The sequence below is a fragment of the Aliiroseovarius sp. CAU 1755 genome, from assembly GCF_054482655.1.
Genome location: NZ_JBTLRH010000004.1, coordinates 36,605 through 52,895, shown reverse-complemented (window position 1 = coordinate 52,895; position 16,291 = coordinate 36,605). Strand labels below are relative to the sequence as shown.

19 protein-coding genes are annotated in these 16,291 nt (G+C 62.3%); 7 read left to right on the top strand and 12 right to left on the bottom strand.

The genetic code is table 11. From position 1 onward, the window contains the following. Positions 1-24 precede the first annotated feature (24 nt). From ACXYMP_RS15460 to ACXYMP_RS15450, 3 genes are read left to right on the top strand one after another with little or no spacing between them, the layout of a single operon-like run. Positions 25-273 carry a FeoA family protein gene (locus ACXYMP_RS15460; RefSeq protein ID WP_298571584.1) on the top strand — a complete coding sequence of 83 codons (249 nt, stop codon included), beginning with the start codon at positions 25-27 and terminating at the stop codon, positions 271-273. Next, positions 270-2,558 (top strand): Fe(2+) transporter permease subunit FeoB, encoded by a 2,289-nt coding sequence (gene feoB, locus ACXYMP_RS15455; RefSeq protein ID WP_458907440.1) that lies wholly within the window; start codon positions 270-272, stop codon positions 2,556-2,558. The genes ACXYMP_RS15460 and feoB overlap by 4 nt, the downstream gene beginning before the upstream one ends. Position 2,559: 1 nt before the next feature. Then, positions 2,560-2,811, top strand: coding sequence for a FeoC-like transcriptional regulator (locus tag ACXYMP_RS15450; RefSeq protein WP_458907438.1), 252 nt, complete (start codon positions 2,560-2,562; stop codon positions 2,809-2,811). Here the strand turns inward: ACXYMP_RS15450 and ACXYMP_RS15445 are convergent. Then, entirely contained in the window at positions 2,808-3,368 is a 561-nt protein-coding gene (locus tag ACXYMP_RS15445) for a UbiX family flavin prenyltransferase (protein ID WP_458907436.1), read from the bottom strand. The genes ACXYMP_RS15450 and ACXYMP_RS15445 overlap by 4 nt on opposite strands. Continuing rightward, complete coding sequence (locus tag ACXYMP_RS15440; protein WP_458907515.1) at positions 3,365-4,867, bottom strand: UbiD family decarboxylase; 1,503 nt, start codon at positions 4,865-4,867, stop codon at positions 3,365-3,367. The genes ACXYMP_RS15445 and ACXYMP_RS15440 overlap by 4 nt, the downstream gene beginning before the upstream one ends. A gap of 140 nt (positions 4,868-5,007) precedes the next feature. Here ACXYMP_RS15440 and ubiT point away from each other — a divergent pair, with 140 nt between their 5' ends. Genes ubiT through ACXYMP_RS15420 form a run of 4 tightly spaced genes read left to right on the top strand, consistent with a single transcriptional unit; the run spans position 5,008 to position 7,942 of the window. Beyond that, positions 5,008-5,550 carry a ubiquinone anaerobic biosynthesis accessory factor UbiT gene (ubiT, locus tag ACXYMP_RS15435; RefSeq protein WP_248369929.1) on the top strand — a complete coding sequence of 181 codons (543 nt, stop codon included), beginning with the start codon at positions 5,008-5,010 and terminating at the stop codon, positions 5,548-5,550. Beyond that, a complete protein-coding gene (ubiU, locus tag ACXYMP_RS15430) occupies positions 5,550-6,527 on the top strand; it encodes a ubiquinone anaerobic biosynthesis protein UbiU (protein WP_458907433.1) in 978 nt (325 codons plus the stop codon). The genes ubiT and ubiU overlap by 1 nt, the downstream gene beginning before the upstream one ends. 3 nt (positions 6,528-6,530) lie before the next feature. Beyond that, positions 6,531-7,442 carry a ubiquinone anaerobic biosynthesis protein UbiV gene (gene ubiV / locus ACXYMP_RS15425; RefSeq protein WP_458907431.1) on the top strand — a complete coding sequence of 304 codons (912 nt, stop codon included), beginning with the start codon at positions 6,531-6,533 and terminating at the stop codon, positions 7,440-7,442. Next, the gene (locus ACXYMP_RS15420) at positions 7,439-7,942 is read left to right on the top strand and encodes a DUF2478 domain-containing protein (protein ID WP_458907429.1); all 504 of its coding nucleotides are present in this window, start codon (positions 7,439-7,441) and stop codon (positions 7,940-7,942) included. The genes ubiV and ACXYMP_RS15420 overlap by 4 nt, the downstream gene beginning before the upstream one ends. Positions 7,943-7,945: 3 nt before the next feature. Here ACXYMP_RS15420 and ACXYMP_RS15415 read toward each other — a convergent pair whose 3' ends face one another. From ACXYMP_RS15415 to ACXYMP_RS15370, 10 genes are all read right to left on the bottom strand, one after another. Continuing rightward, positions 7,946-8,665 (bottom strand): sirohydrochlorin chelatase, encoded by a 720-nt coding sequence (locus ACXYMP_RS15415; RefSeq protein ID WP_298571607.1) that lies wholly within the window; start codon positions 8,663-8,665, stop codon positions 7,946-7,948. A 31-nt stretch (positions 8,666-8,696) separates the two neighbouring features. After that, complete coding sequence (locus ACXYMP_RS15410) at positions 8,697-10,259, bottom strand: cytochrome D1 domain-containing protein (protein WP_458907426.1); 1,563 nt, start codon at positions 10,257-10,259, stop codon at positions 8,697-8,699. Beyond that, positions 10,234-11,448 carry a heme d1 biosynthesis radical SAM protein NirJ gene (nirJ, locus tag ACXYMP_RS15405; protein WP_458907424.1) on the bottom strand — a complete coding sequence of 405 codons (1,215 nt, stop codon included), beginning with the start codon at positions 11,446-11,448 and terminating at the stop codon, positions 10,234-10,236. The genes ACXYMP_RS15410 and nirJ overlap by 26 nt, the downstream gene beginning before the upstream one ends. Position 11,449: 1 nt before the next feature. Next, entirely contained in the window at positions 11,450-11,938 is a 489-nt protein-coding gene (ahbB, locus tag ACXYMP_RS15400; RefSeq protein ID WP_458907422.1) for a siroheme decarboxylase subunit beta, read from the bottom strand. Then, the gene (locus ACXYMP_RS15395; protein ID WP_458907420.1) at positions 11,935-12,387 is read right to left on the bottom strand and encodes an Lrp/AsnC family transcriptional regulator; all 453 of its coding nucleotides are present in this window, start codon (positions 12,385-12,387) and stop codon (positions 11,935-11,937) included. Before ACXYMP_RS15395 ends, ahbB (ACXYMP_RS15400) begins: the two co-directional genes overlap by 4 nt. After that, entirely contained in the window at positions 12,384-13,382 is a 999-nt protein-coding gene (gene ahbB, locus ACXYMP_RS15390) for a siroheme decarboxylase subunit beta (RefSeq protein ID WP_458907418.1), read from the bottom strand. The genes ACXYMP_RS15395 and ahbB (ACXYMP_RS15390) overlap by 4 nt, the downstream gene beginning before the upstream one ends. A gap of 3 nt (positions 13,383-13,385) precedes the next feature. Then, entirely contained in the window at positions 13,386-14,537 is a 1,152-nt protein-coding gene (locus ACXYMP_RS15385; protein ID WP_298571624.1) for a cytochrome D1 domain-containing protein, read from the bottom strand. Next, positions 14,534-14,839 (bottom strand): c-type cytochrome, encoded by a 306-nt coding sequence (locus ACXYMP_RS15380; RefSeq protein WP_458907415.1) that lies wholly within the window; start codon positions 14,837-14,839, stop codon positions 14,534-14,536. Before ACXYMP_RS15380 ends, ACXYMP_RS15385 begins: the two co-directional genes overlap by 4 nt. Then, a complete protein-coding gene (gene cobA, locus ACXYMP_RS15375) occupies positions 14,832-15,596 on the bottom strand; it encodes a uroporphyrinogen-III C-methyltransferase (protein ID WP_298571630.1) in 765 nt (254 codons plus the stop codon). Before cobA ends, ACXYMP_RS15380 begins: the two co-directional genes overlap by 8 nt. A 225-nt stretch (positions 15,597-15,821) precedes the next feature. Beyond that, a complete protein-coding gene (locus tag ACXYMP_RS15370) occupies positions 15,822-16,241 on the bottom strand; it encodes a cupredoxin domain-containing protein (RefSeq protein ID WP_458907413.1) in 420 nt (139 codons plus the stop codon). Between the last annotated feature and the right edge of the window lie 50 nt (positions 16,242-16,291).

The window sequence follows — 16,291 nt, the reverse complement described above, 5'->3', positions numbered from 1 at the left end:
GACTCACCCAAGGAATTGCAGACGATGCCGAAGCTCAAAGACCTGAATATAGGCGACCGCGCCACGGTCACTGGATTTTTGGGTGGCTCACCCAGCTATCGGCGCAAGCTTTTGTCGATGGGCTTGACCTTGGGGGCCGAGTTCTCGGTCAGCCGATTGGCTCCGTTGGGCGACCCGGTCGAAATCCGCGTGCGCGGATACGCCCTGAGCCTGCGCAAACATGAAGCCGAGGCGATCAACGTCGCGCTCATACCCACCCCCATCGTGTCATGACACGCGTCGTTGCGATTGCCGGCAATCCGAATTGCGGCAAAACCACGCTGTTCAACGCCCTGACCGGTCGCCACCAACAAGTGGGCAATTGGCCGGGCGTCACGGTTGAAAAGAAGCTGGGCGATCTGCATCACCACGGCACCGCAATCACGCTGGTGGACCTGCCGGGCGTCTATTCGCTGTCGGTGGCAGGTGGGGCCGCGTCGCTGGACGAACGCATTGCCCGCGATTTCATCCTGTCCGAACGGCCAGATCTTGTGGTCAACGTGGTCGATGCCTCGAACCTGGAACGCAACCTCTATCTGACCGTGCAATTGGTCGAGATGGGCGTGCCGGTGGTGGTTGCCCTGAACATGATGGATGTGGCGCGGGCGCGGCGTTTGGTGATCGACACCGATGCTCTGTCGCGCGCACTGGGCTGCCCGGTGGTCGAGATTGTCGCCTCCGAGGCGCGCGGGTTGACCGAGTTGAAAGACCTGATGCGAACGGCGGACGGAGTGCCGACATTCGCCCCGAAATTCGACGATGCGACCGAAGCAGCGCTCGCGCGGTTGGAAACCGCACTGGCCGGTAAAGTCGCGCAAGGGGTGCCGCGCTGGCTGGCGATCAAGCATCTGGAAGGCGACGAGTTGTGCCCGGCGATGACCGATCCCACTGTCGCCGCGCAGGCCGCTGACGAACGCGCCGCACTTGAGGCTGACACCGGGCTGGATGCCGACACCGCCATTGCCTGCGCGCGGTATGACGCGGTGGCGGAGTTGGTGGGACAGTCGCTTAGCCGCGCTTCCGAAGTGGCCCGCACTGTGTCGGACCGCATTGACCGGGTGATCCTGAACCGCGCGCTTGGCATCCCGGTCTTTCTGGCCGCGATGTATGTAATGTTCATGTTTACCATCAACATCGGCGGCGCGTTCATCGACTTTTTCGACATTCTGGCGGGGACCATCTTTGTCGATGGCACCGCAGCACTTCTGGGGGCGATCAGCGCGCCGGGTTGGCTGACCACCATCATGGCCGATGGCGTCGGCGGCGGTATTCAGACCGTGGCCACCTTCATTCCCATCGTCGCCTGCCTGTTCTTCGCGCTCTCGGTTTTGGAGGATTCGGGCTATATGGCGCGCGCGGCCTTTGTCATGGACCGGTTCATGCGGATGATCGGCCTGCCGGGCAAAAGTTTCGTGCCGCTGATCGTGGCCTTTGGCTGCAACGTGCCCGCGATCATGGCGACGCGCACCTTGGACAGCGCGCGCGATCGCACGCTGACCGTGATGATGGCGCCCTTCATGTCCTGCGGCGCGCGACTGCCGGTCTATGCGCTTTTTGCCGCCGCGTTCTTTCCGGTGGGCGGGCAGAACCTTGTGTTTGCGCTCTATCTGCTGGGGCTGCTGGCCGCCGTCGGCACCGGGCTGATGCTGAAGCTGACCATTCTGAAGGGCGAACCCACGCCCTTCGTGATGGAGCTTCCGCCCTATCACCTGCCGACCTTGCGCGGGTTGGCCCATCGCACCTGGCACCGGATGCGCGATTTTCTGACGGAAGCCGGGCAGGTCATCGTCTTGATGGTCGCTGTGCTGGCCTTTCTGAACTCATGGGGCACCGATGGCAGTTTCGGGAACGAGGACAGCGAGGCCTCGGTCCTGTCGGAAATCGGGCGCAGCCTGACCCCCGCCTTCGCCCCGCTGGGGATCGAGGAAGACAACTGGCCCGCCACTGTCGGCATCTTCACCGGCATTCTGGCGAAAGAGGCCGTGGTCGGCACGCTGAACACGCTTTACGCCACGCCCGAACCGGATGACGGCACCCCCTATTCGCTGGTGGCAGGCGTGAAAGAGGCCAGTGCGACGATCCTGCCCAACCTGCGCGACGCGATTGGCATGGCGCCCGACCCGCTGGGGCTGAACATCGGCGATGTGTCAAACCCGGACGTGGCGGCGGAGACGCAAGAGGTGTCACGCTCGACCTTCGGGACGATGGCAAGCCTTTATGACGGGCAGGCCGGGGCGTTCGCTTATCTGCTGCTGATCTTGCTGTATATGCCGTGTGTCGCGGCCATCGGAGCCATCTGGCGCGAAACGGGCTGGCAATGGGCGTTGTTTGCCAGCACCTGGACGATGGGTCTGGCTTACGGTGCGGCGGTGATGTTTTACCAGATCGCGCGATTTGATCGCCACCCCGACAGCTCGACCATATGGATCGTGTCGATCCTGGCGGCGCTGGCCGGCGTGTTCCTGTTCCTCAGGTGGCTGGGCAATCGCCCGACACCGTTTGCCGTGGGGGCGGAGTGATATGGCCGTTCTTTTGGACATCCGCAACTATGTGAAAACACATGGGCATGCCAGCCTTCTGGATCTGTCGCACAGGTTTCATTTGCAACCCGAAGCCATTCGCGGCATGTTGGACCATTGGCAGCGCAAGGGCGTGATCCGACGGGTCGAAGTGGCCGACAATTGCGGCGGCTGTGCGATCAAGGTCGGCTGCGGCAGTTGTTCGTCGAACGCTGCGTTTGAAACCTATGAGTGGGCGGCAGGCCGCGCCTAGCCTTTCCAGTCCAACGCAATCGGTGGCGCAATCCGCAATAGGTCCACCGCCCGCGCGGCAATCTGGTCGACCACCTGATCCACGCTTTCGGGCAGCATGTAAAACGCGGGCACCGGTGGCAGGATGATCGCGCCCATTTCGGTGGCCTGTGTCATGTTGCGCAGATGGGCCAGCGTCAGAGGCGCCTCGCGGGTCATCAGAACCAGCGGGCGGCGTTCTTTCAGTTGCACACTGGCGGCGCGGGTCAGCAGGTTGTCGTCCAGCCCGTTTGCAATCGCCGCCAAGCTGCGCATGGAACAGGGCGCGACGATCATCCCATCCACGGGGGCGGAGCCTGACGCGATGGATGCGCCGATATTGCCACGTTCATGAAACCGGGTCGCCATGGCGGTGATCTGGTCAAAGGCATCCGCGCCGCATTCCTCAAGCAAAGTGCGTTCGGCAGCGGCGCTGATGACCAGGTCAACCTCGGCCCCGATGGCCACCAGGTGACGCGCGGTGGCAAGGCCAAGGGCCGCGCCTGATGCGCCTGCGATACCAAGGACGACGCGGGTCATTGGGACAACTCCGGCAAATGGCGCGCCAGAAGGTCGGCGGCGAAGGCTGCGTCTTTCGGGTTGGTGTGCATGACCTCGCCCCATTCACGACTGGTTTCCGCGCCGATCTTGTTGGTGGCGTCAATGCCGATTTTCCCGGCGAGTCCTGGCTCGGGCGAGGCGAAATCAAGGTAATCCATCGGCGTCTTCTCCAGAATTGTCACATCGCGCGACGGGTCCATCCGCGTGGCGAGCGCCCATGCGATGTCATCCCAATTGCGCGGGTCGATGTCATCATCCACCACGACGATCATCTTGGTATAGCTGAATTGCGGCAACATCCCCCACAGCGCCATCATCACCCGGCGCGCCTGCCCCGGATAGCGTTTGTCGATCGAGATCACCGCCATGCGATAGGACGCGGCGGCGGGGGGCAACCACAGGTCGCGGATCTCGGGGATCTGCGCGCGGATCAGGGGCAGGGCGAGGCGGTTGAAAACCTCGCCAATGATCGCGGGTTCATCTGGCGGGCGACCGGTATAGGTGGACAGGTAAATCGGGTCTTTGCGGTGGGTCAGGGCGCTGACCTGCATCACGGGGAAGGGGTCGACCTGGTTGTAGTATCCGGTGTGATCGCCAAACGGGCCTTCGGGCGCGGTCTCAGACGGGTGGACCCAGCCCTCGATCACCATCTCGGCATCCGCTGGCACCATCAGGGGGACAGTCTTGGCGGGCACAAGGCGGGGACGCGCGCCGGAAAAGACGCCCGCGAAGCCCAGTTCCGAAACTGTTTCAGGCAGGGGGAGGGCGGCGGACAAAAGCGTGGCCGGGTCCGCCCCCAAGGCGATTGCCACGGGCATCGGTTCGCCTTGCGCGGCCCAAGACCGGTGATGCGCCGCGCCGCCCCGATGGGCCAGCCAGCGCATGATGATGCGGTTGCGGTCAATCACCTGTGCGCGGTAAACGCCTGCGTTGTAACGTTTCACGTCGCCCGCGTCGCTGCCATGCGGGCGGGTCAGCACCACGGGCCATGTGATCAGCGGCCCCGTGTCGCCCGGCCAATGGGTCTGGATCGGCAGCGTTGACAGGTCCGGGTCCGTGTGAACCTCGGCCTGCACGGGCGGGCGGCGCATGATCTTGGGTCGCGTGGCAAGGGCGGCTTTCAGCATGGGCCAGCGCGACAGCGCATCGCGCATTCCGTCGGGCGGCGTGGGCGCGCGCAAAGCGGCCAGAAATGCGCCAAGCTCATCCAGCTTGTCGGGTGCGACGCCCAGCCCTGCGGCCACGCGTTCCGGCGTGCCAAACAGGTTCACCACGACCGGCACATCGGACACGCGGCCCGCGTCCAGCACGGGTTTGTCAAAACGCAGAACCGGCCCGCCACGTTCCAACACCGCGCGGTGCACGGCGGTCATCTGATGGCGCACCGACACGGGGTCAGGCACGGCGGTCAGATCGCCGCGCGAAGCTGCCCAGTCGAGATAAGCGCGCAGCGTGGGGAAGGGGGGCAGGGTGCGGATGGTCGGTTCCTTTTTGCAGATCGTTCACCGCTATCACCGGGCTGTGATGCGGCAATTGACCAAGGTCAAGTTACCGCGCGCCCAGATTGATATGAAAGTCCGGTGTAGACACCCGTTTGCCCGCATTGAAGAGGTGCGCCATGCAGGACCATGCCGTCCAACTGCCTGTTTTTCCACGCCTTCCCGCCTTTGCCCTGCGCGGACTGCCCCTGACCCCGATCTCGTTGGCGCTCGGCGCGTTTGCGAGGAGGATGGCGACGCGGCATCCGTCGATGTTCAAGCGGTTGGGCGACTATAGCAATACGCGCTTCGTGCTGGACCCGACCGACCTGCCGGTGACACTGCTTCTGGAGCCGCGCGCGGGTCATCCCCGCCTGCGGCTGTCGCGCAAACCCATGCAGGGGGATGCGCGGATCGCCGGGCCTCTGTCCGGGCTTCTGGGCATGGTGCACGGGGCTTACGATGGCGATGCGCTGTTTTTCTCGCGCGATCTGGTGATCGAAGGCGACACCGCCGCCGTTCTGGCCCTGCGCAACGCCATTGACGACGCCGAACTTGACCTCGCCGCCGAGGCCGGGGCGATGTCCGGTCCCTTCGCCCCGCAGGTCAAGCGCCTGATTGGGCTTGCTGAAACCAAAACCGGCGTGGCCCTGTCGCGCCACGAGGAGGACCCCCTGTGGTAATGGAAATCGTTTGCCCCGCCGGCACGCCCGCATCCCTGCGCGCGGCTGTGAAAGCGGGGGCGCACACCGTCTATTGCGGGTTTGCCGATGAAACCAACGCGCGCAACTTTCCCGGCCTGAACTTCGACCGGGACGAAATGCGCGAAGGCGTGAAATTTGCCCATGACCACGGCGCGAAAGTGCTGGTGGCGATCAACACATACCCCCGCGCGGGGGCCGAGGCGATCTGGCACCGCGCTGTGGCGGACGCGGAAAAATGCGGCGTCGATGCGGTGATTCTGGCCGATCTGGGCTTGCTGGCCTACGCGGCCAAGCACCATCCCGGCCTGCGTCGGCACCTGTCGGTGCAAGCCGCCGCCGCCAATGCCGATATGCTGAATTTCTATGCCAGCGAGTTTGGTGTGAAGCGCGTCGTGCTGCCGCGCGTTCTGTCCGTGCCCGAAATTGCCGCGATCAACGCGGAAACCGAGGTCGAGACCGAGGTGTTCGTTTTCGGGGGGTTGTGCGTGATGGCGGAAGGGCGCTGTTCGCTGTCATCCTACGCCACCGGGTTATCGCCCAACATGAACGGCGTGTGCTCGCCCGCGAGCCATGTGGAATACCACGACGATCACGGCGCGCTGTCGGCCAAGCTGGGCGGGTTCACCATCCACAAGGTCGGCGCGGATGAACCCGCACCTTACCCCACGCTGTGCAAGGGGTGCTTTAGCGCAGGCGACGCGTCCGGGCATCTGTTCGAAGATCCGGTCAGTTTGAATGCTGAGAAACTGATCCCGCAACTGGCCAAGGCGGGTGTGACGGCGCTGAAGATTGAGGGGCGGCAACGCTCGCGGTCCTATGTCGCGCAAGTGGTGCGCAACTTCCGTGCCGCCGTTGAAGCCCAAGCCGCAGGGCGTCCGATGCCCGAGGGGATGTTGGCGCAACTGACCGAAGGGCAGGCCGCAACCGCCGGTGCCTATAAGAAGACCTGGAGATAACTCATGCAGTTGACCGTCGGACCCAACCAATTCTTCTGGAAAGCAGACGCGTGGAGCGAGTTTTACGACCAGATGGCCACCGCCCCTGTCGTGCGTGTCGTGCTGGGCGAGCTTGTGTGTTCAAAACGTCTGCCGTTTTACCAAGACCGCATTCCCGGCGCGATTGAAACGTTGCTGGAGGCGGGGAAAGAGGTCGCCGTGACCTCGCTTGCGCTGGTGACGTTGAAACGCGAACGCAAGCTGACTGCCGAGCTGGCCGATGCAGGTGTCGAGGTCGAGGTGAACGACCTGACCACGCTGGCCTATCTGCCCAAGGACGCGCCGTTTTCGGTGGGGCCTTTGGTCAACGTTTATAACGAAGGCACGCTGGCATGGCTCGCCGATCGCGGGGCCACGCGCATTTGCCTGCCGCCGGAATTGCCGTTGGCGTCTGTCACGGCACTGGCGGCTGAGGGGGCCAAACGCGGTGTCACGATTGAGGTCTGGGGGCACGGGCGTTTGCCGCTGGCGATCTCGGGTCGTTGCTATCACGCGCGGCTGCACAAGCGGACCAAGGACAATTGCCAGTTTGCCTGCGAAGATGACCCCGATGGGCTGTCTGTGCGCACGTTGGAAGACCAGCCGTTTTTGGCGATGAACGGCGTACAAACCCTGTCGGACAGTTGCGCCAGCATGGCCAACCAGTTGGAGGTGCTGGAAAAAGCGGGCGTGACCGCCCTGCGTCTATCACCCCAAACCGGCGATTTTGCGCGCGTTTGTCAGGCGTGGCGCGACCGGATTGACGGAACGCTGGACGCCGCTGCATTGTCGGCTGAATTGGAAACCCTGTCAGGCGGAATGCGCCTTTCGGACGGGTTTTTGACCGGCGCACGCGGTGCGGACTGGTCGCGCGCCAAAGAAGGAGAGCCTGCATGAGGATCGCTTGCATCACCGCAGATGGGCGGGGCGAAACCGACCGCCTGATTTCCGAGGCCGCCGCCACCCTTGAGGCCGAGGGCTTCGTGCTGAACGGCATCGTCAAGGTTTTGCAGGACATGCCCGAAGGCTCGCACCATTGCGACATGGATGTGCGTGTTCTGGCGGACAATCGCACCATCCGCATCACCCAATCGCTGGGCGAAGGGTCGGATGGGTGCCGTCTGAACCCCGAAGCGATTGCCGAAGCCGTGGCCGCCGTGGATCAGGCCAGTAGCCTGGACGCTGACGCCTTCATCTTGAACAAATTTGGCCCGGAAGAGGCCGAAGGCCGCGGCTTTCGCGCCGCCATCGCCGATGCGCTTGAAAAAGACATCCCGGTTTTGGTGGGCCTAAGCGCGGGCGAGGGCAGCCGCAAAGGTTTTGCCGAATTTGTTGGCGATATGGCCGAAACTCTGCCTGCCAATCCCGACGCAATCCTGACATGGGTGCGCGGCTAGGCGTTAGGCCGACGCCGCCTGCTGTGCGGCGCTTCCTTCGGCCAGTTTCGCCTTGATGGCGCGGGCGACCATCGCATCGACGCCGGGCAATTGGCTGATGACTGGCAAAACGCGGCCTTTGAAGGCGCACTCACCCAGTTCCTCGTGCACGTCTTCGCGCACGTGGTCGCCCTCCATCGCGAAGAAGGGCAGGCACAGGACATTGTCCGGCAAGCCTTTTGCGACCTCGGGAATGGTGGGGGATTGCTCTAGAAACCCGACCGTTATGTTCGCGCCGCCAAGCGCGGTGGCCAGAGCTTTGGCGAAATCATCCGTCGCGCGTTCAGGCGCAGGGCGCCCGCTGCCCGACCCATGCGCGACCAGCAGCAGCGGATCGCCATCGGCCCAGCCTTCGGCCCGCAGGCCAGCGGCGGCCAGATCCGGCAGGTCCGGGTCCATGCCAAATGGCGTCATCACCGCAAAAGGCGCGTCGCCCACACGCCCCGCAAGACAGGTGCGCACGAACCAGCCATCGGACATGAACAGCGGATAAATCACCGCACCGGGGGCCATGCGTTCAAGCTGTGCGTCAAGGCTGCCGGGTTTGGCCAGCGTGGCCGATCCCAGCCGCAAGTCTGGCACATGGGCCTGCACCTGCGCGACATAAGCGGCCAACGCGGCTTCGGCCGGATCGGGCGACGAGGGTTGGCCGTGCGAGACGATCAGGGCGTCGATATGGTCCAATGGCTGGCTCCTTTTGCAAGCTGGCGCGGGGTTAGTGGCTGGTGCCTTCTTCGAAGGTGATCTTGTTCCAGACGTTATACTTGCCCGACGGTTTGCGCATCGGCAAGCGCTTCACAATCTCGAGGGTCTTCGCGTCATAGACCAACACCTCGCCCTCATCTTCCCAGACCGACACCAGCGCGTGGCTGCCGTCCTTGGTAAACTCGACATGGGCGACGGTCGCGCCCGGCACGGGTTGCAAGGTCTTCACGATCTCAAGCGTTTCTTTGTCGATGATGTGCATCTTGTCCTTGTTCGGACCAAAGAAAACATCGGCCCAGACATAGGGCGAGTTTTTGTGGCTGCGCATGAAGAAACCGGGGCCTTCGGTGGTGATCCGCTTGACCGTTTTCCAACTGTTCATGTCGATCACCGACACCACACCTTCTTTCAGGTGCGGGGTGGCCATGACCTTTGTATCGTTCCAATCCCACGTGATGCCCGACCCAAGGTGCGGCATGCCTGGCAAGTCCAGATCGGCCACTTTCATGCCGATCACCAGGTCGATGACCAACCCATCCTCGCCTTTGCGCGACGCGCCCATGATGTGCTCGTATTTCTGATCGAAGAAGAAATCGTCCAGATAGTCGGGCGTGGTGATCTTGCGGATCGGGAAGGGCGTGTCCTGCTTGGTCGGGCCTTCAATGCGCCAATCATGGGTGAACCCGGCGGCATAAATGCCCATGTCGGGGTTCTTGCTGTAAGAGACCTCCCAGATTTCCGGCACGTCCTTCAGCGCGAGAACGAAGCTGTCGCGCGGGGGGGCCTGATAGACGGCAGAGACCCGGCTGGGTGTGCCGTCTTTCCCCTCGACCTGATGCACTTCTGCGACTGACAGGTCATCAGTGGACAGGATGGTCAGCGTGTTCGGCAGGTAGTTCGCGACCGCCAGCCATTTGCCGTCGCCCGACATGGCGATGTTGCGGCTGTTCAGACCGGCGCGCACGCGGCCCACTTGTTTCAACGCGTAGATGTCATATTTCTGCACCCAGCCGTCGCGCGACATGATGAAGACGAACTTGCCGTCAGGGGTAAATTTCGGGCCGCCATGGACGGCGAAGGGGGTTTCGAACCGATCCAGCACCTCGAACGTATCACCATCAAGAACGGACACGTGGTGATCGCCGGTTTCCACCGCCAGCGTGATGTTCATCGGGTCGGACGGCCAGACGGGCGCGTCAACAGGCACGTAATCTTCGTCCATCACGCGGCTGGCCATGATCTCAGGCTCATTCCATGGGGGAATGACATCCAGCGGGGTTTTCAGATAGTCGGCCAGCGCGGCAATCTGCTCTTCCGACAGCTCTTCGGAATAGGCGGGCATCTGCGTCGTGACGCGGCCATCGCGGATGACCTCGGCGATCTTCGGGCCGCGCATCCGGGCCAGCGTTTCGGGAATCAAGGCCGGGCCTTGCGCGCCAAGACGGTTCTCGGCGTGGCATTCGGCGCAGTGTTCCTGATAGTCCGCCTCTGGGTCGGCACTTGCCGCAAAGGGCAGGGCGGTCAGGGCTGCGGTCAGCGCGAGGGCTTTAGAAAAACTGGTGTTTCGGGTCATTGCTTTTGCCTCGGAAGGGGGTGACTTCAAGCCGGTCGGCATCGGTCACGCCAATTTCGTCATTTGTCAGATAGCAGGCCGGATCTTCGGCCCACGGATCGCCCGTAACCTGTAGCGCGCGGATGCGGGTGTTGCCACCACAGACGTCCTTGATCGCGCAGGCGCCGCAGCGGCCTTTCAAGGGGCGCGGGCGGGTGCGCAGGGTGGCGAGCATTTGGTCATCACTGGTCCACAGTTCGGAAAACGGCGTGTCTTTCACATTGCCGACGGTGTAGTCGGACCAATAGGTGTCGGGGTGGACCTTGCCCAAGAAGTCGATATTGGCGACACCCATACCGGATGAGTTGCCGCCCCAAGCTACAAGATGTTCGCGCAGATGGGCGACTTTCTCGGCGTCGAAATTCTCGGCCGCCCATTGCAGGAAATAGCCCGCATCGGCGTCATTATTCCCGGTGACGATGTCCAACTGCCGCCCGCCCGAGGCACTTTCCCACGCGCGTTCGATCAACAGGTCCATGCCCTTGCGGGTCATCAGATGGTGGGCATCCTCGCCCCGGTTTTTGTCGCCGCGCCCGGCATAGACAAGGTGGGACAGATAGAATTTGTCGACCCCTTCATCATCGCAGAGTTTCAGAAGGTCGGGTAAATGGTGCTGCGTGCCTTCGGTCAGGCAGAAACGCAGGCCCACGCGCACGTCGCGCTTTTTCAACTCGCGCACACCGCGCACGGCGTCGTCAAATGCTCCGTCAACGCCGCGGAACCAATCGTTCGTCTCGCCAATCCCGTCGATCGAGATGCCAACATAGTTGAACCCGATCTCGGCCACCTGATCGGCGGTCTCGCCGTGGATTTTGGTGCCGTTGGTGGATAGGGCCAGAACGCGGGTCAGTTTGCGGGCGCGTTTCGCCAGCGGGAACAGGTAAGGGCTGTCCAGCGGCTCACCGCCCGAAAGGATAATCGCGGGGACTTTGAACTGGCCCAGATCTTCCAACGTGTCCATAGCCTGCGCCTCGGACAATTCGCCGGGGAAATTCACGTCGGCCGACACGGTGTAACAGTGGCGACATTTCAGGTTGCAGCGGCGCGTCAGGTTCCAGATCACCACGGGTTTCACCATCCCGTCACCCCGGCGTTGGCGCACGGGGGTGGGTTTGGCAAGTTGGTGCATGTATTCGGTCAGGCGGAACATATCAGTCCCCTTTCTTGCGAAGCCGAAGCCCCGTCTTTTTCAGAATGCGAGTGGAGTAGAGCGTGTCCGAGCTGCGCAGCGCATCGCCCAGAAGCTCGACGATCTGCTGGCGCTTTTCCTCGACCTCTTCACGCGAGGATCCGTGGACCATGGCAAACAGGTTATAGGGCCAGTCGGGCAGGGCGCGCGGACGTTCATAGCTGTGGGTGACGAAGGGCAGCGCGCCGATTTTCGGGCCAACCTCGTTCAGCACTGCGTCGTCCACATCCCAAACGGTCATGCCGTTGGCGGTCATGCCCAGTTTGTAGTGGTTGGGCGCGGCGGCGATCCGGCGGATGACGCCGCTTTCCTTCATCGCGGCAAGGCGCGTGGTCAGGTCGGACTCCTCCAGCCCCAGTTTCTCGGCCACTTCGGCGTAAGGGGCTGGGACCAGTGGCAGGCCGGATTGCAGCGCTTCGATGATGGCGCGGTCTGTGGCGTCAATGCTCATGCCGCCACCCTGAACCCGATGTAGAATTCCTGGAGTTTCGGGAATTGCAGGACTTTAAGGCCGGTTTCATCTTCGATCCGGGCAGCAATTTTGGCGATGCCTTCGGGTGTTTCGCAGGCCAGCACGAACCACATGTTCAGCTTGTGCGAACGTTCATAGTTGTGGGCCACTTCAGGGTGGGCGTTGACCTTGTCGTTGACCTCGTCAAACCGATCCGCCGGCACGTTCATGGCGCACAGGCAGAACGCCCCGCCCATGGCGGCCGCGTCAAAGAACGGGCCGAAGCGGGTCAGAATGCCGGATGCGCGCAAGGCGCGGACACGGTCCAGAAGCGCCTCTTCCGTCAGGCCAAGTTTTTCGGCCAGGGGTGCGAAGGGGCGGTGGTCCAGCGGCAGGTCGTCCTGCAACGCGTTCACCAAAGCGCGGTCGATGTCGTCAAGGGCGGTCATTCTGCGGCCTCCTTTTCTTTCGCGATCATCGCGCCGGTTTGGCGGAAGCAGCGAGTGGAGAACAGCACTTTGTGGTCGATACCTTCCAGCGCGGGCAGGGCGCGGGCCTTGTCCAGAACCGCCATCGCGGCCTCGCGCGATTGGGCGTGGATCATGCAATACAGGCGATAGGGCCAGACATCCGCGACCGGGCGGCGCTCATAGCAGAGCGTCACGCCGGGCAGGGTAGCCAGTTGGGTGCCAGCCTCGGGGATGTCAGCTTCGGCCACTTGCCAGACGACCATTGCGTTTGATTTCCAACCCAGTTTGCGGTGGCGCACGATGACGCCAAGGCGCGATAGAACGCCAGCATCCGTTAGGGCAGAGACGCGGGCCAGAACGGTGGCTTCGCTCCGGCCAAGCTGGTCGGCAATCACCGCATAGGGCGCGGCGACCAAGGGCATTCCCTTGGTCAGGATATTCATCAACGCTTTGTCACCGTCGCGGATCGCGGACATATCCAGCGCACGGGGCGTGGCGTGCATGACGGGTGTGTCTTGCCCGGCCATTTTGAACCCAAGGTCGATGTTGAACGGGCGCAAAAGGCGCAGGTCGATCACGCGCAGCCCGGTGCGTTTTGAAATGCGATCAAGCGAGGCGTTCACCGCATCGCGATCCGGCCCGGTGGCGACGAACCAGATGTTCCACTGGTCCTCACGCTCGTAGGAATGGTTCACGCCGGGGTCTTCGTTGATGATCGCCGCGACCTCTTCGATGCGATCCTCCGGGGCGGCCACGGCGGCAAGTGTCGACGCTGACAGAGTGTTCGGCGCACAGGTCGCGCCAACCCGCGTGATGGTGCCGTTTTCCTGCATATCAGCCAAGCGATTCAGCACGTCAATCTCGCTGGTGCCTGCCGCTTTTGCCAGTTCGGCGAAAGGGCGGGACACCACGGGGAAATCTCGCTGCCAATCGTCCAGCAGGGCGCGGTCAATGGGATCGGCGACATCTTTCATCGCTTACAGCCCTGTCCGGTGCGCGCGCGCGGTGAAGAAAATGCCCGAGGGGCTGTCGGCGTCAATCTCGCGCAGCAGCTCGTAGCTGTGCGTGTCGTAGATCTTCACTTTGTTCTCATCCCGCACGCTGACCCAGATTTCATGGCCGCGCGGAGTGAATTCCATATGCAGCACAGCGGGGCCGGGTTTGAACTGGTGGATCACCTCTTTCGTCACCGTGTCGATCACCTGAATGGTGTCGTTCATCGGGTGGGCGAAGTTGACCCAGACCTGACGCCCATCGGGGCGCGCCATGGCGAAAACGGGTTGGGAATAGGTCTTGGTGCGGCCGGTTTCTTCCAGCGTTTGGGCATCGACCCACAGCACTTCGTGGTGGCCCACGGCGGGCAGCACGAATTCCGATCCGGTCAGCGCCCAGCCTTCGAGGTGGGGCATCTTGTAAACCGGCATTTCTTCCTGTCCACGGCCATAGTTGGGCATGACGCGGATGGGTTTGGGGTCATCTTCCCACAGGTCCAGCGCGGTCAGCCCGTCTTCGCCAAAGAGGCCGGTGATATAGGTGCGCCCGTTGCCGGTGACCAGCGCGTCATAGGGATTTTTGCCCATGTCGGTGATCTTGGTGATCTCGGGCTCGGGGCCGTTTGACATATCGGCAATCCACGTCTCGCCCGTGTCCCACATGGTGAACACGAAGCGGCGACCGGGGACGTCCACCAGCCCGATGGTCTTCGATTCGGTAGGAATGTCGGCAACCAGTTCCAGCGTCTCGGCGTCAAAAATGCGCACGCCACCGGGTTCATAGTTTGATACGGCGACCAGCTTGCCATCGTCAGAAATCGCCCCGCCGATGGAGTTGCCGCCCTGCACCACGCGGTTTGCGATCTTGCGTTCAACAATATCGACCTTGGTCAGCCCGCCGTCGCGGCCAAACACATAGGCGTAGCGTTCGTCAGATGAATACACGATCGAGGCATGGGACAGATCGCCCAAGCCTTCGATCCGGGCAATGGAGGCGCGGTCGGATTGGTCGACCAAGAGGACCGAGCCTTTGGCCCGTTCAATCACCAGACCCAGATCGCCAGTTGCAATCGTGTCGGCAAGCGCGGCCGTGCCAAGGGTGGCGGCAAGGGCAAGCGCGGAAATGAGGGATTTCATTGGGTGTCGCCTTTCAGCAGATAGTCAGCGATCCAGGCCGCTTCGGCCTCGGAAATCAGCGGGCGCCAAGGGGGCATGGCGGTGTCGGGAATGCCGTCAAGGATGACAGATTGCAGCACGTCCGCGTCGTAATGTTCGATGGTTTCGGCCCGGATATCGGGTCCAAGACCGCCTTTCAGGGTCAAGCCATGGCATGAGCCGCAATCCTGATGCACCAGACGCTGAAGCGCGATCGGGTCAACAGGTGCCTCGCCCGCATGGGCGGCACCTGTCAGAAGCAACAAGGCCAGAAGGCTAGGCATGGGCGGCGACCTCTTGGGCGGGATCGAACTGGACCGCATCATAAAGCGACACGACCTTGCCGATAATGAACAGGGTGGGCGGCTTCAACCCGGCATTGCGGGCGTCTTGCGCGACGTGATCAAGGGTCGAGATCATGCGCGTCTCGTCAGGTGTGGATGCACGCGAAATGGCCATGACGGGGGTCGTGCCGGACAGGCCTTCGGTCATCAGGCCCACCGCGATCTGGCCGATATTGGCCACTCCCATATAGACGACCAGCGTGGTGGTCGGATCGGCCAGTCGTTTCCAATCAAGATCCAGCACGTTGTCGGCCTGACGGTGACCGGTGACATATTGAACGCTGGTCGCCAAACCGCGATGGGTCAGCGGAACGCCGGTGACGCTGGCGGCACCCTGTGCGGCGGTGATGCCGGGGGCGTATTCGACTTCGACCCCTTGGGACACGACATACCCAGCTTCTTCCGAGCCACGCCCGAAGATCAGCGGATCGCCCCCTTTCAGGCGGGCTACGACGTGCCCGGCGCGGGCTTTTTCAACCAGAATCTCGTTGATTCGATTTTGCGGCACCGTGTGACAATTCGAGGCCTTGCCGACGAAAATCATCTCGGAATCCGGTTTGGCCATGGCGACGATATCGTCTGACACAAGCCGGTCATAGACCACCACGTCTGCCTCTTTCAGCATACGGATGGCTTTCATGGTCATCAGCTCCGGGTCTCCGGGGCCTGCGCCGATCAGGTAAACTTTACCGGTCATGTCTTTTCTCGCTCGTCCTTTGGATGGCTGCAAGCCAGATACCCGAGACGAGCGACAGCATAATACATGCGTCTGAACATAGACATCGCCAGCGGGTGAGGCTTCGGCCGAATTGTGAGGGTAAGATGGCCCGCCCAGCCATGCCCTTCCTTGATATAAAGCAAGGCGCGCCGATTTCGGCGCACCTTAACACGTGAATAATTTCAAGTGCTTCTAATCAAAGGGTTATTTTGACGTAACCGTGACCATACCAATCATATTTTGTGTTTCCCAATGGGGTCCACAAAGGTATTCCTGGTCGCCTTCGGTCAGAAAGGTGTATTCGATCGTCTCTTCCGGGAAAGCGCGGTCGCTTTCGGGTTCGTTGGGAACGATCACGCTGTGGCTGGTGCGCTTGTCCACATTGACCCAACGCACCGTGGTGCCGACGGGCACGACCAGTTCACCAGGGCAGAAGTTATACTTATACATCTTGACGACCACGACGCCCTCTTCCTGATCAGAGGGGTGGCCGAACAGCTCGACATAACGATCTTCAGCTTCGGCGCAGATGGCCGCGGTCTTGTCGTCATCGGCCAGAACGGGAAAAGCCGCGCAAAGCACGGCAGTCGAGGACAGGGCAAAAGCGGCGAGTGTGCGTTTCATCAGCGTTCCTTTCTGAACCTCGTCAAATGGCTGCGGCCGGTTGGGGCCGG

Excerpts from the sequence above, each read along its gene's own strand:
- ACXYMP_RS15460 (WP_298571584.1), top strand. The coding sequence starts at position 25 with ATGCCGAAGCTCAAAGACCTGAATATAGGCGACCGCGCCACGGTCACT.
- feoB (WP_458907440.1), top strand. The coding sequence starts at position 270 with ATGACACGCGTCGTTGCGATTGCCGGCAATCCGAATTGCGGCAAAACC.
- ACXYMP_RS15450 (WP_458907438.1), top strand. The coding sequence starts at position 2,560 with ATGGCCGTTCTTTTGGACATCCGCAACTATGTGAAAACACATGGGCAT.
- ACXYMP_RS15445 (WP_458907436.1), bottom strand. The coding sequence starts at position 3,368 with ATGACCCGCGTCGTCCTTGGTATCGCAGGCGCATCAGGCGCGGCCCTT.
- ubiT (WP_248369929.1), top strand. The coding sequence starts at position 5,008 with ATGCAGGACCATGCCGTCCAACTGCCTGTTTTTCCACGCCTTCCCGCC.
- ubiU (WP_458907433.1), top strand. The coding sequence starts at position 5,550 with ATGGAAATCGTTTGCCCCGCCGGCACGCCCGCATCCCTGCGCGCGGCT.
- ubiV (WP_458907431.1), top strand. The coding sequence starts at position 6,531 with ATGCAGTTGACCGTCGGACCCAACCAATTCTTCTGGAAAGCAGACGCG.
- ACXYMP_RS15420 (WP_458907429.1), top strand. The coding sequence starts at position 7,439 with ATGAGGATCGCTTGCATCACCGCAGATGGGCGGGGCGAAACCGACCGC.
- ACXYMP_RS15410 (WP_458907426.1), bottom strand. The coding sequence starts at position 10,259 with ATGACCCGAAACACCAGTTTTTCTAAAGCCCTCGCGCTGACCGCAGCC.
- nirJ (WP_458907424.1), bottom strand. The coding sequence starts at position 11,448 with ATGTTCCGCCTGACCGAATACATGCACCAACTTGCCAAACCCACCCCC.
- ahbB (WP_458907422.1), bottom strand. The coding sequence starts at position 11,938 with ATGAGCATTGACGCCACAGACCGCGCCATCATCGAAGCGCTGCAATCC.
- ACXYMP_RS15395 (WP_458907420.1), bottom strand. The coding sequence starts at position 12,387 with ATGACCGCCCTTGACGACATCGACCGCGCTTTGGTGAACGCGTTGCAG.
- ahbB (WP_458907418.1), bottom strand. The coding sequence starts at position 13,382 with ATGAAAGATGTCGCCGATCCCATTGACCGCGCCCTGCTGGACGATTGG.
- ACXYMP_RS15385 (WP_298571624.1), bottom strand. The coding sequence starts at position 14,537 with ATGAAATCCCTCATTTCCGCGCTTGCCCTTGCCGCCACCCTTGGCACG.
- ACXYMP_RS15380 (WP_458907415.1), bottom strand. The coding sequence starts at position 14,839 with ATGCCTAGCCTTCTGGCCTTGTTGCTTCTGACAGGTGCCGCCCATGCG.
- cobA (WP_298571630.1), bottom strand. The coding sequence starts at position 15,596 with ATGACCGGTAAAGTTTACCTGATCGGCGCAGGCCCCGGAGACCCGGAG.
- ACXYMP_RS15370 (WP_458907413.1), bottom strand. The coding sequence starts at position 16,241 with ATGAAACGCACACTCGCCGCTTTTGCCCTGTCCTCGACTGCCGTGCTT.